General features: G+C 52.6%; 11 protein-coding genes. 7 read left to right on the top strand and 4 right to left on the bottom strand.

Annotated features, from left to right (window positions below; translation table 11 throughout):
* Window positions 1–13 precede the first annotated feature (13 nt).
* Genes ygfK through HMPREF0980_RS19605 form a run of 3 tightly spaced genes read right to left on the bottom strand, consistent with a single transcriptional unit; the run spans window position 14 to window position 4,501 of the window.
* Entirely contained in the window at window positions 14–3,004 is a 2,991-nt protein-coding gene (ygfK, locus tag HMPREF0980_RS12040; RefSeq protein WP_049729339.1) for a putative selenate reductase subunit YgfK, read from the bottom strand.
* Window positions 3,005–3,026: 22 nt separating this feature from the next.
* A complete protein-coding gene (gene ssnA / locus HMPREF0980_RS12035) occupies window positions 3,027–4,358 on the bottom strand; it encodes a putative aminohydrolase SsnA (RefSeq protein ID WP_049729338.1) in 1,332 nt (443 codons plus the stop codon).
* Between the two features lie 17 nt (window positions 4,359–4,375).
* Window positions 4,376–4,501, bottom strand: a complete 126-nt coding sequence (locus HMPREF0980_RS19605) for a hypothetical protein (RefSeq protein WP_255351357.1) — start codon at window positions 4,499–4,501, stop codon at window positions 4,376–4,378.
* A gap of 288 nt (window positions 4,502–4,789) precedes the next feature.
* On the opposite strand from HMPREF0980_RS19605, the gene HMPREF0980_RS12030 reads away from it, so the two are divergent.
* The 6 genes from HMPREF0980_RS12030 to HMPREF0980_RS12005 all read left to right on the top strand — a co-directional run bounded on the left by HMPREF0980_RS12030 (window position 4,790) and on the right by HMPREF0980_RS12005 (window position 11,634).
* The gene (locus HMPREF0980_RS12030; RefSeq protein WP_049729337.1) at window positions 4,790–5,440 is read left to right on the top strand and encodes a helix-turn-helix transcriptional regulator; all 651 of its coding nucleotides are present in this window, start codon (window positions 4,790–4,792) and stop codon (window positions 5,438–5,440) included.
* A 28-nt stretch (window positions 5,441–5,468) separates the two neighbouring features.
* Window positions 5,469–6,719, top strand: a complete 1,251-nt coding sequence (gene dpaL / locus HMPREF0980_RS12025; RefSeq protein WP_084002756.1) for a diaminopropionate ammonia-lyase — start codon at window positions 5,469–5,471, stop codon at window positions 6,717–6,719.
* A 67-nt stretch (window positions 6,720–6,786) separates the two neighbouring features.
* Complete coding sequence (locus HMPREF0980_RS12020) at window positions 6,787–8,097, top strand: YgeY family selenium metabolism-linked hydrolase (RefSeq protein WP_049729335.1); 1,311 nt, start codon at window positions 6,787–6,789, stop codon at window positions 8,095–8,097.
* Between the two features lie 27 nt (window positions 8,098–8,124).
* Window positions 8,125–9,318, top strand: a complete 1,194-nt coding sequence (ygeW, locus tag HMPREF0980_RS12015) for a knotted carbamoyltransferase YgeW (RefSeq protein ID WP_049729677.1) — start codon at window positions 8,125–8,127, stop codon at window positions 9,316–9,318.
* A gap of 19 nt (window positions 9,319–9,337) precedes the next feature.
* Complete coding sequence (arcC, locus tag HMPREF0980_RS12010; RefSeq protein WP_049729334.1) at window positions 9,338–10,285, top strand: carbamate kinase; 948 nt, start codon at window positions 9,338–9,340, stop codon at window positions 10,283–10,285.
* A 14-nt stretch (window positions 10,286–10,299) separates the two neighbouring features.
* On the top strand, window positions 10,300–11,634 hold the full coding sequence (locus tag HMPREF0980_RS12005; RefSeq protein WP_049729333.1) for a uracil-xanthine permease family protein: 1,335 nt from the start codon (window positions 10,300–10,302) through the stop codon (window positions 11,632–11,634).
* Between the two features lie 104 nt (window positions 11,635–11,738).
* Here HMPREF0980_RS12005 and HMPREF0980_RS12000 read toward each other — a convergent pair whose 3' ends face one another.
* A complete protein-coding gene (locus HMPREF0980_RS12000; RefSeq protein ID WP_049729332.1) occupies window positions 11,739–12,263 on the bottom strand; it encodes a PadR family transcriptional regulator in 525 nt (174 codons plus the stop codon).
* A 127-nt stretch (window positions 12,264–12,390) separates the two neighbouring features.
* On the opposite strand from HMPREF0980_RS12000, the gene HMPREF0980_RS11995 reads away from it, so the two are divergent.
* On the top strand, window positions 12,391–13,743 hold the full coding sequence (locus HMPREF0980_RS11995; RefSeq protein WP_049729331.1) for an MATE family efflux transporter: 1,353 nt from the start codon (window positions 12,391–12,393) through the stop codon (window positions 13,741–13,743).

Below are 13,743 nucleotides of genomic sequence, written 5' to 3'. Positions count from 1 at the left end.
GCCTGCCTTCTTTCTAATTGGCCGGAATCAGATATGGATACTCCCTGAGTACCGTCTCTATAAGACGTGTAATCCCTTCCGGGACCTCTCCTGTATTCTCCGCGTCTACCGTGTATCTCTCTCCGAGGTAACGCACGCGGCACTGGCCGGTTCCCATATCAGTTACCGTAAATCCATCGTTTTTGCTCTCTTCCATATCTGCTTCTTTTGCAAACAGGGTAAATTTATCAAGATACGGCGCACTGTCATACGGACAGAAGCTCCTGCAGTTGCCGCATTCATTACACATATAGTCTACATGGACGATCTGCTCCTTCTCCATCTCAGGCACGTGCACCGAGATATTGGCACGGTTCGGACAGACATCCACGCAGTTTTCGCAGACGGTAGAACAGCTCAGGCAGCGTTCTGCCTCCGGCTTTTCTGACGGCTCTTTCAGGATACCTTTTCTGGCATAGATTCCGGCTTTCTCTGCCGGGCTTGCCATGCTGCCGGTCACAGGTCCGCCGACGACCGCCCCGGCTGCCTTCATCGCGTCCGCCATTCCTTTGACGACGAGAGATGGTCCATACAGCCCGTCTCCGATGACGTACACGCCGGGCACATTTGTCTCCAGGCTGCCCCCTACCCTGGGCCGGCCTTTCTCATCCACACAGATTCCATTCGCCTCATAATATTCCGACGGCACCTTTTCTCCTACCGCAGCTATCACCGTATCCGCCGGAATCTTCTCCGTCTCCTCAGTCTCTGCCACTCCGGCACGTCCGGAAGCGTCCGGCGCTCCAAGTACCGTCTTTTTACAGACCAGCATTCCATCCTCGATACAGGCTGGTGCCAGCAGTTCTCTGAATTCCACACCGTCTTCCACTGCCTGGAGAAGCTCATGTTCATCCGCCGGCATAAAACGCTTCGTCCTTCTATAGACAAGATAGACGTGCTCCACGCCCGGACAGCGTATGGCGGCTCTTGCCGTATCCATAGCTGTATTGCCGCCGCCGATGACCACGACATTTCTCCCGATTGCCAGATTTCCCTTCTGTTCATTGAAGCGTTCCAGAAATGCAAGCGCATTGAGCGGCGTGCCTCCCATAAGCGTGAGGCTGCTTCTCTTAGAAGCCCCGACCGCCAAGATGACCGAGTCATAGCCCATGTCCTTTAACTCGCTGACAGACGGCGCCTCGGTATTGCATCTTATATCAACGCCTAACTTCACAAGAAATGACACGTCTTTCGCAATTACCGTGTCATCGATGCGGAAATCGGGAATCACGCTGCTGACAATGCCGCCAGGCACCGGGCGCTTCTCGAATACCGTCACCTCCACGCCTGCTCTTGCCAGATAATATGCCGCCGCCATGCCGGAGGGCCCTCCTCCGACGACCGCCGTCCTTATGCCGCGGCCTGCCCTCCGCTCGAGCGTTGAGAGTGCCTGTTCGTAAGCATTCTCTGCACATAACAGCTTCGTGTCTCTAATCTGTACCGGTGATTCATAGAAGTTCCTCGTGCAGCGGCTCATGCAGCCGTGGGCACAGATGGTACCTGTGATAAACGGCAGCGCATTCTTGTTGAGGATGACCTGCATAGCCTCCTCATACTTTCCTTCCCCGGACAGTTTCATATACGCCGGCACTTCCTGATGAATCGGACAGGCGTCTTCACATGGAGCGGTATGGCAGTCAAGAAGCGGCACTTTCTCGGAAGATTTTCTGGTGGCCGGCATCTTCGCAGGCTTGACGTGGTGCCTGTCACAGACGGCACCCTTCGCCGTTTCATTCAGCTCCTCCACATCGATACCGACAAACGGCTTCACGCGTCCGTCAAGCTCCTCTGCCATCTGAAGAAGCCTTTGGTAACCACCCGGCTTCAAGATGGTCGTAGCCACGGTCACCGGCCATACGCCGCATCCCGCGATACGTCCGATATTAAATGCGTCCGCCCCGCCGGAATACGCTATCCTCAGCCTCCCGTCAAACTCCCTTGAGAGCTTTGCCGCCAGTGAGATAGACAGCGGATACAGCGATTTGCCTGACATATACATCTCATCGCTTGGCAGCTCGCCTGACTTGACATCTACCGGGAACGTATTTGTTATCTTGACACCGAACTCCAGCCCGAGCTCTTCCGACAGCTCCATAAGCCTGTTGAGCATCGGAACCGCATCTTCATACTGAAGATCATCCTCAAAATGAAACCTCCCGAAGGCCACATAGTCATAGCCCATCGTATCCAGCGTCTCTCTTGCAAAGTCATAGCCGAGAAGCGTCGGATTGCACTTGATGAACGTGTGCATCCCCTTTTCTTTCAGCAGATAGTCCGCTATGCTCTCGATTTCCCGGGGCGGGCAGCCATGCAGCGTAGAGATGGTCGCGCTGTTGCATATATCTGCAGATATGCTTTCGATATCCTCCTCTGTCATGTGGGCGAACCCGCCGGCTTGCTCCAGCAGGTACTGCCTGCATTCCCGGAACGTGTCCGTATGTCCGGCATGTCTCATATTTTCTATAAACCCATCCATCTTTGGGGACTTGATCCCTGCCAGGTCATATCCCACGCTGATGTTGAACTGGAAGCCATCCATGCTCCCGAGCTCATATTCCCTGGCCATGAAAGACAGAAGGAACCATGCCTTAATATATTCATCCTGCGCCTGTGGCACATAGAGCTCTGTAGACCATTCGCAGTTATAACACTCATCGTCTGCCTTGATGCACGGTTTGTTCACACAGGCGGCGAGTTCATCCCCGTCCATAATCTGTACGGTCTTAAGCTCAAAGAAGCGGGCCCCGGCATAGTAAGACGCAGCGATGTTCTGCGCCAGCTGGCTGTTCGGCCCTGCTGCGGGACCAATGGGTGTCTCCAGCTTCCGGCCGAATAATCTGTAAGAACGGGCCGGGTCAGCCTTATAAGGCCGGTGGACGCCAAACACGGTTCCCTTAGCATCATGTTCTGACCGGATCCAATCCATCAGCTGGGGAAACGGCATACATGTCATCTTGTCACTCATATCATTTCCTCCTTATTATACATCACCCGTTGATGCTCTTCCACAGTTTATCGGACTGCTCCCGGCATTTTCCCATCGCCTCTTCCACATCGATGACCATTACTTCCCGGTCTTTCATGAGAATGCGTCCATTCCCGACCGTAGTTATGACATCGTGTCCTGTCATGCCGAACAATATGTGTCCGTATATGTTGTCCTTTGTCATGCGGGTGGGAGGATCATAATCTACGATAATCACATCCGCGGCCGCTCCCTCTCTCAGAACGCCCAGCGGAGTCTTGAAATAACGGTTCGCTATGGCAGCGTTGTTTTCAAACAGCATCTTCGGCACTTCACTCCACGCCGCATTCGGATTGCAAAGATGATGCTTGTGCAGCACATTTGCAACTTTATACGACTCCGTCATATCATGCGTATATCCGTCGGTGCCAAGTCCGGTCAGTATACCCCTGCGTACGAGCTCCATCGTTGGGGGACACCCGCATGCATTGCCCATGTTGGATTCCGGGTTATGTACGACCATCGTATCAGTCTCCTTCAGGAGCTCCATCTCATGTGGATTGATATAGATGCAGTGGCCGAGCAGCGTCTTGCCGCCTAACACGCCGTGATCCATAAGGCGGTCTACGATGCGTTTTCCATGCTTCTTCAGACAGTCATGCAAATCTTCTATACCTTCTGCCACATGGATGTGATAGCCGGCTTCATCGGGTTTGCTCATCGCCGCCAGCTCGAACGTCTCATCCGAAATCGTGAACTGGGCATGCATTCCCATCATCCCCGCCAGCATATCGGTATCGTCCATAAGCGCATATCGGATAAAATCGGCATTTTCCTTCACGGCTGCCTTTGCCTTGTCAATCCCGTCCCTGTCAGATACCTCATAACAGAGGCAGGCGCGTACACCCAGTTCCTTTGCCACATCTGCTATCGTAAACAAGCTGTCCGTAATGTGCCCATAGCTGGCGTGATGGTCGAAGATTGTAGTCACCCCGTTCCTGATGCACGATATCATCGTGTCCACAGCGCTGTACTTTGTCTGTTCCAGCGTCAGGTGGCGGTCTATCGTCCACCACTGTCCATCCAGAATGTCAAGGAATCCTTTCGGATTGTAACCCTTGATGCTCAGTCCCCTGGCCATGGCGCTGTAGATGTGCTCGTGGGTATTGATAAATGCCGGCATGATTACCTTGCCTTTTGCATCTATGTATTCCGCATCCGGATAGCTTTTCCTTATAAGTCCAGTCGGACCTGCGGCAACGATACGATTTCCGTCTATGGCAGCCGCGCCGTCTTCGATATAAGGATTCTGTTCGTCTAATGTAATAGTCTTTCCGTTCCCTATTACCAACATAATGTCGCCTCCTCTTTTTATCGTCCCATCTCAGAACTTTCAGCCGTTCCCATGGCGCCTGCCGATATTCCGAAACCTTTCTTTTTATCATCATGCTGCTTTCGCGCCACGCCTGACAGGGAGACAGATCGTCTGCGCGGCATCGTCTTACATCGGTTCTCCCATGTACGTCAATACACTCAAGGCACCCCTTGCATTTGAACATATTTTACATTCATTGGAGTCCATGCAACCGAGATTTATCGTATATTTTTAACAAACATTGTGTTTGTTTCTTTTATTCTATCATCAATATATATAAATTGCAACGCTGTATACAAAATTATTTTTGTATCCTAAATATTTTTGTATTTTAATATTGCTTTATTTTTTTCTGTGCTATGATGAGTTTAGGGAGACAGTTATAAGTATATGAGGAGGCACAGAAGAAAATGGCAGATTCCAGACTTGAAATGTTAAAACAGATAGCTGCAGGGATGGCCGCCCAGTTCGGCGGCAACTGTGAAGTCGTCGTGCATGATCTGACAAAGAGCTCTATCGACAGCTCTATCGTGCATATAGAAAACGGGCACATCACAGGCCGCAGGCTCGGGGACGGACCGTCCGCCGCCGTCCTGAACGCGGTAAAGCATCAGGACGGACCGCTGAAAGACCATCTGGCTTATCTGATCAAGACAGACAATGGACGTGTCCTGAAATGCAGCACGATCTACATCAATGATGAGCAGGGCAGGCCACGTTATATTCTTTCCATCAATTATGATATAACGAACCTGCTGGCGCTGGAAGGAAGCATTCATTCTCTCACCAGCTGTCCGCAGGAGGCAGGAAGCCCTGAAGCCGGTAATCCACCGAAGAAAATCACGCATGACGTCAGCGAGCTTCTGGATGAGCTCATCGCAGAGTCAGTCGAGCTCGTAGGGGTGCCTGCGGCACTCATGACAAAAGAGGATAAGGTGAAGGCGATCAACTTCCTGAACGATGCCGGGGCGTTCCTCATTACGAAATCAGGAGATAAAGTAGCCAAATACTTTGGCATCTCCAAATATACGTTATACAGCTACGTAGAAATCAACAAATAAGCAATCAGGAAATGGAGGGTACGATACCGTGAGTAACTCAAGTAGAAATGGAATAAGATGGACACTGAACAGCATGCCGAAAAGCGAGGATCTTCAGCTCGCCCACATGTCGGAGGAAGAGATGCGCAAAGCGCGCAGCTTCCACGAGAGCTTTCCGCAGTACAGCGTAACGCCGCTTACGAAGCTTCCCGGACTGGCACAATATCTCGGGCTTAACAGCTTGTACGTAAAAGACGAATCCTATCGTTTCGGGCTGAATGCCTTCAAGGTGCTTGGCGGCTCCTATGCCATCGCCAGATACATAGCGAAACAGCTCGGGAAAGATGTAAGCGAGGTGCCCTACAGCGTGCTCACCTCGGAAAAGCTGCGGGAGGAGTTCGGGCAGGCCACCTTCTTTACCGCCACAGACGGCAACCATGGACGCGGTATCGCCTGGGCTTCCAACAGGCTCGGGCAGAAATGTGTCGTGCGGATGCCAAAAGGCACCACCCGGACGAGATTAGAGAATATCGCCAGGGAAAATGCGACGGTGACGATAGAGGACCTCAACTATGACGACTGCGTGCGCAAAGCGGCGAGGGAAGCCGAAGAGACCGAACACGGCATCATGGTGCAGGATACAGCCTGGGAAGGTTATGAAGAGATCCCGACCTGGATCATGCAGGGGTATGGAACACTTGCGACAGAAGCGGCAGAACAGCTTGAGAAGGACGGCGTGAAACGGCCGACGCATCTCTTCATCCAGGCAGGCGTAGGTTCGCTCGCAGGCGCTGTCATCGGCTACTTTGCCAACCGCTATAAAGAAAATCCTCCGGTGATGGTCGTCGTAGAGGCGAAAGCCGCCGACTGCCTCTACCGCTCTGCCTCTAAAGGAGACGGCAGCCGTGTCGATGTGGATGGTGACATGCTCACCATCATGGCCGGCCTCGCCTGCGGGGAAGCCAACACCGTGTCCTGGGATATCTTAAAGAACCACGCCGATGCCTTCGTGTCATGCCCAGACTGGGTAAGCGCCAACGGATGCCGCATCTGTGCCGCCCCGATGCGCGGCGACACTCAGATCATATCCGGCGAATCCGGCTCCGTGAGCATGGGCCTCGTAGCCGCCCTCATGACCCGGCCGGAATACAGCGAATTAAAAGAAGCACTGAAACTTGATGAAAACTCCGACGTGCTGCTCGTATCGTCCGAAGGGGACACCGATCCTGAGCGGTACCACGAGATAGTATGGGAAGGTCTGTGCGGAACAGGCAAAGAGCCATTTTCAGAATTGTCTTAAAATTGCCATAGGGGTCAGACCCCTGTAGCTACAGGGGTCTGACCCCTATGAAAAAGGAGGAACTTTCATGGATTTTAATAAAATTAAGGAAACTGCGAAAATTTATGAGGCCGACATGAGCGCTTTTCTGCGGGATATCGTCAGATTCCCCGGCGAGAGCTGCGACGAGAAGGCGCACATCGACCGGATTGCGCAGGAGATGCGCAAGCTTGCGTTTGACAAGGTGGAGATCGACCCTCAGGGGAACGTCCTCGGCTATATGGGTACGGGTTCGACTTTGATTGGCTTTGACGCCCACATCGACAACGTCGGCATCGGTAATATAGACAACTGGGACTTTGACCCTTATGAAGGGTACGAGACGGAGACGGAAATTGGGGGCCGCGGCGTATCGGACCAGCTGGGCGGCATCGTCTCCGCCGTGTACGGCGCCAGAATCATGAAGGATCTTGGGCTTCTCTCAGACAGATACCAGGTGCTCGTGACCGGAACCGTACAGGAAGAAGACTGTGACGGCCTCTGCTGGCAGTATATCATCAACGAAGACAAGGTGCGTCCCGAATTTGTCGTCTCTACAGAGCCGACCGACGGCGGCATCTACCGGGGGCAGCGGGGCCGCATGGAGATCCGCGTAGATGTCCAGGGGGTATCGTGCCACGGCTCCGCGCCGGAACGCGGTGACAACGCCATCTACAAAATGGCGGATATATTGCAGGATGTGCGGGCCCTGAATGAAAATGACGATGCAGACGAAGCGGAAATCAAAGGGCTCGTTAAGATGCTGAATGAAAAGTACAATCCTCAGTGGAAGGAAGCCAATTTCCTCGGGAGAGGCACCATCACGGTATCCGAAATCTTCTTCACCTCGCCGAGCCGCTGCGCGGTGGCAGACTCCTGTGCCGTGTCGCTCGACCGCCGCATGACTGCCGGTGAGACTTGGGAAAGCTGCCTGGACGAAATCCGCGCACTCCCGAGCGTGAAAAAGTACGGGGACGACGTAAAGGTATCCATGTATACCTATGACCGGCCTTCCTATACCGGCTGCGTCTACCCGATCGAATGTTATTTCCCGACGTGGGTCATCCCGGAGGACCACAAAGTGACAAAGGCATTGGAAGAAGCTTACAAAGGGCTCTACGGCGACAGCCGCCTTGGAAATCCTGAGACAGAGACACATAGAAAAGGCCGGCCGCTCACCGACAAGTGGACCTTCTCCACGAACGGCGTCTCCATCATGGGCCGCAACGGCATTCCATGCATCGGCTTCGGACCCGGCGCAGAAGCACAGGCACACGCCCCGAACGAAAAGACATGGAAAGACGACCTTGTCAGATGTGCAGCGGTATATGCCGCTCTCCCATCTGTATACTGCAAATAAAACGTAAAAACGAGGAGGTATATGATGATGAAAACATTACAGGATTACATAGACAGATTAAATGTACTGAACTTTAAAGAGATGTATGACGGGGACTTCTTTCTCACCTGGGAGAAGACAGACGATGAGCTGGAGGCCGTGTTTATACTCGCTGACGCTCTCCGCTTCATGCGTGAGAATAATATATCCACGAAAGTCTTTGAAAGCGGGCTCGGCATCTCCTTATTCCGTGACAATTCTACACGCACCCGGTTCTCCTTTGCTTCCGCCTGCAACCTGCTCGGTCTGGAAGTACAGGACCTGGATGAAGGGAAATCTCAGATTGCCCACGGCGAGACTGTCCGTGAGACGGCCAACATGATCTCCTTCATGGCTGACGTAATCGGCATCCGCGACGACATGTACATCGGAAAAGGAAACGCTTATATGCACGACGTCGCAGACGCCGTGACCGAAGGAAACAAAGCCGGCATCCTGGCACAGAAGCCGACGCTCGTAAACCTGCAGTGCGACATCGACCACCCGACCCAGGTGATGGCGGATATGCTGCACATTATCCATGAGTTCGGCGGCGTGGAGAATTTAAAAGGCAAGAAGCTTGCCATGACATGGGCCTACTCCCCCTCCTACGGGAAACCACTCTCTGTACCGCAAGGTGTTATCGGACTTATGACCCGTTTCGGGATGGACGTCGTTCTCGCCCACCCGGAAGGCTATGAAGTGTTCCCTGAAGTTGAGGCTGTCGCCACGGAAAATGCAAAGAAGTCCGGCGGTTCCTACACGAAGACGAATGATATGAAAGAAGCCTTCCAGGATGCGGACATCGTGTATCCAAAGAGCTGGGCCCCGTTCGCTGCCATGCAAAAGAGGACGGATCTCTACGCAAAAGGCGACCAGGCCGGTATCGACGCCCTCGAAAAGGAGCTCCTGGCACAGAACGCACAGCACAAAGACTGGGCATGCACGGAAGCGCTCATGCAGACGACAAAGGACGGCAAAGCGCTGTATCTGCACTGCCTGCCGGCGGACATCACAGGTGTCAGCTGCGCCGAAGGCGAAGTGGACGCGAGCGTGTTTGACCGTTACCGGGATCCGTTATATAAAGAAGCCAGCTTTAAACCGTATATTATCGCTGCCATGATATTCCTGGCCAAATTCGCAGATCCTGCCGACATCCTGAAGAAGCTTGAAGAAAAAGGAACTCCGAGAGTATTCAAGTAAGGGATGAGGAGGTATCATTATGACGAAGAAGAAAAGGGTAGTGATTGCTCTCGGCGGAAACGCCCTCGGCAATACGCTCCCGGAACAGATGGCCGCAGTCAGGATTACGGCCCGCGCTATCGTGGATCTGATCCAGGAAGGATGCCAAGTCGTCGTCGCCCACGGCAACGGGCCCCAGGTAGGCATGGTCAACAATGCCATGCTCGCCCTGACCCATGAAGACAACGACCAGCCCAACACCCCTTTATCCGTCTGCGTGGCTATGAGCCAGGCTTATATCGGATACGACCTTCAGAACGCACTGCGGGAAGAGCTGCTGGACCGGGGAATTGACAACATACCGGTTGCCACGATGATTACGCAGGTGAGGGTTGATCCGGAGGATCCTGCCTTTGGCAATCCTTCCAAGCCTATCGGCAAATTCGTATCCGAAGAACAGGCCAAAGAGATGGCATTGAAATATGACTATGTTATGAAGGAGGATGCGGGACGCGGCTACCGCCGTGTAGTTGCCTCGCCGAAACCGGTAGAAATCATCGAAATCGGCACAATCAAAGCTATGGTTGATTCCGGAGAGCTCGTCATTGCATGCGGAGGCGGCGGGATTCCTGTCACACGCCAGGGCAACCACTTAAAAGGCGCAAGCGCGGTCATTGACAAGGATTTTGCCAGCTGCCTGCTGGCAAAGGAACTGGATGCCGACTTTCTGATCATCCTGACCGCAGTGGAGAAAGCCGCCGTCCACTATGGACAGCCCGGGGAAAAATGGCTGGATAAAGTGACTGTATCCGAGATGAAGCAGTACATGGAAGACGGACATTTCGCTCCCGGATCCATGCTCCCAAAGGTACAGGCCGCTGTAGACTTCGCTGCCTCCAAACCGGGACGGAGCGCGCTCATCACTCTACTTGAAAAAGCAAAGGACGGAATCAATGGTAAGACAGGAACGCTCATCACCTTAGACTAAAGGAGGGGACGTATATGACAGATAAAGGGCGGACCCGCTCTTCCATATTTGACCTGAACGGTGTCCCTGATATAAAGCAGGCGCTGCCGCTTGCCCTCCAGCATGTAGTGGCTATGATCGTAGGCTGTGTCACGCCTGCGATAATCGTGGCCGGTGTTGCCGGCCTGTCTGAAAAGGATTCTGTCATCCTCATTCAGGCGGCGCTGATCGTATCCGGTATCTCTACCCTGATCCAGCTGTTTCCATTTGTACGTACGAGATGGTTGACGATAGGTTCCGGACTTCCCATCATTATGGGCATCAGCTTTGCCTATCTGCCGAGCATGCAGTCCATCGCGGCCGATTTTGATATACCGACGATACTGGGCGCCCAGATAGTGGGCGGATGCGTGGCAGTATTTGCAGGGCTGTTTATTAAGAAAATCCGCAGGTTCTTCCCGCCGCTCATCGCTGGAACCGTCGTATTCACCATCGGACTATCCCTCTACCCTACCGCTATCAACTACATGGCCGGAGGCGTGGGGAGCCCTGATTACGGTTCCGTGAAAAATTGGATGATAGCAGTAGCCACTCTCGTAATCGTGACGCTGCTGAACCACTTTGGCAGAGGTATCTTTAAGCTGGCATCCATCCTGATTGGTATCATAGGAGGGTATGGAGCAGCCCTCTGCATGGGAATGGTGGATTTCTCTCCCATAGCCCAGGCCTCGGCATTCCAGCTTCCGATGCCGCTTCACTTTGGCATCAGATTCGAGATATCATCCTGTGTGGCGATTGGACTTCTCTTTGCCATCAATTCCATACAGGCAATCGGAGACTTCTCCGCGACGACAAGCGGGGGGCTCGACAGGATGCCGACAGACAGCGAGCTTCAGGGCGGCATCGTCGGATACGGTATCACCAATATCCTCTGTGCATTTACCGGGGGGCTGCCGACAGCTACGTACAGCCAGAACGTAGGTATCGTGGCGACTACCAAAGTGGTGAACCGCTGTGTCCTCGGACTTGCGGCTGTCCTGCTGCTGGCTGCGGGATTCATACCGAAGTTTTCCTCCCTCCTGACAACGATTCCGTACGCGGTGCTCGGCGGTGCCACGGTCTCCGTATTCGCGTCAATCGCCATGACCGGGATGAAGCTCATCACTTCAGAAAACATGTCCTACCGGAATACATCCATCGTCGGACTGGCAGCTGCGCTCGGCATGGGGATATCCCAGGCGACCGATGCGCTCAACAGCTTTCCGGACTGGTTCGTGATGATATTCGGCAAATCCCCGGTCGTCATCGCAACATTGATTGCGGTACTGCTGAATATCATACTTCCGAAGGATCTGGAAGCACGTCCCTGAGGCAACAGCGCTCCGGGCGTCCTGGGAATCATGGCAGAAACATGCTTCCCAGGACGCCCGAAGCCTTCTTTATCACCGTCGGCTGCCACGAAGGATTATCATAATCAAATGCTCTCTTTCAGCGAGGCAATCCATGTCTCGATAGCCTGGACGAGTATATACTGCTGCTGCAGTACTGCTTTCCCTTCCGCCGGTATCTCAGCAATATTTTCTTTGATATTCATATTTTCTTCCAGATACGCTTTCAGACTTTTCACATTCTCCTCTATCTGCGTCAGACACAAGTTCCGGTTCCGTGCCGGAAGTTTGGCAAGATTTACGATGACCGCATTAAAGTCCAGAAAGATACGGACCGGTTTTGAAGATATATCTGTCATAAGCTCAACAAATTCCTTCTCACCTTCCTCCGTCAGAGAATAGACCGCTTTTTCCGGCATCTTGCCCTCTTTGACGATACTGCTCCTAACATATCCCTTCTCCTCCAGCTGAATTACTTTTTTATATATGGAAGGTGTGCTGATTTTGACCCACTTGGATATGTTGCGGTACTCTACCAGTTTCTGGATATCATAGGCGCTCAAAGCTTCATCTTTCAGCATCCCAAGTACAATCAGATCAATCGTTGCCATAATTTTCTCCTTTTTACATTTGACATTTACTATAATTTATAGTAGTATAGTCGATACATCTCTTCTATGCTATAATTTATAGTATTATATATTATGACTAATGTCAAGAAACGAAGGAGGATCAGTTATGAATCGTCAAAACAAGAAAATGGAACTGCTTGGCAGTGCACCGGTATCAAAGGCTCTTTTAGCGCTCGGCCTTCCAACTATGATAGGTATGATGATCAATGCATTGTACAATCTGGCCGATGCATATTTTGTCGGAGGCCTTGGGACGAGCCAGTTAGGCGCGATTACGGTTGCATATCCGCTCGGTCAGGTTGTCGTAGGGCTCGGCCTGCTGTTCGGCAACGGTGCAGCTTCCTATCTTTCCAGGCTGCTCGGTCACGGCGACAAGGTGACTGCCGGCAAAGTTGCCAGCACCGCCATATACAGCAGTGTCTGTGTAGGGGCTGTGGTCATCCTCTGCTCCCTTATTTTTCTAAAACCAATCTTAAGACAGCTAGGCGCCACGGAAAGCGTTATGCCCTATGCCATTACTTATACGGGCATTTACGTGGCTTCGTCCATCTTCAATGTATTCAACGTGACGATGAACAATATTGTATCGAGTGAAGGGGCCGCCAGGACGACCATGGGTGTATTGATGGCCGGCGCTCTTATAAATGTCATTCTGGACCCGGTCTTCATCTACAGCCTGAATCTTGGCGTAGCCGGAGCCGCGGCTGCCACTGCTGTCTCACAGTTTATTTCTACACTCATATATCTGGGGTATATAGGCAGAAAAAAAAGCGTATTCAGCTTTCGTATCAATGAATGCTGCTTTACCAGGGACATCCTGTCCGAGATATTGAAAATAGGCATTCCCACACTTGTATTTCAGCTTCTCACAAGCCTCTCCATCACTATGGTCAACGGGGCGGCCAAGGCCTATGGTGATTCGGCGCTTGCCGCTATGGGGCCTGTAACCAAAATCATGTCCGTAGGAAGCCTGATGGTATTTGGCTTTATAAAAGGCCTGCAGCCGATTGCAGGCTATAGCTGGGGAGCGAAAAGATACGGCCGCCTGCGGGAAGCAGTCAGAACCTCCATCATCTGGTCAACGGTGTTCTGCGCAGTCTTCGGCCTGGCAGCCGCCCTATTCTCATCTCATATCATAGCGCAGTTCACTAAATACGACCCGGAGATGGTACGTATCGGCACGACAGCACTCAGGGCAAATGGACTGACCTTCCTGTTCTTTGGCTTTTATACCGTGTATTCCTCCCTTTTCCTTGCAATGGGCAGAGCAAAAGAAGGCTGTCTCCTTGGGGCATGCAGACAGGGACTCTGTTTTGTCCCTGCCATTCTTATCCTGCCGGCAATCTGGGGGCTGCACGGTATCCTTTACGCACAGCCGGCTGCCGATATCATATCCGCCGCAGCGGCCTTATACATGGCCATACGTCTACACAAAGAACTGAAGTCTCTGCAGGCATAA

It is taken from the genome of Dorea sp. D27 (genome assembly GCF_001185345.1).
GTDB lineage: Bacteria > Bacillota > Clostridia > Lachnospirales > Lachnospiraceae > Extibacter.
This window is presented reverse-complemented; position numbering and strand designations above follow the sequence as displayed.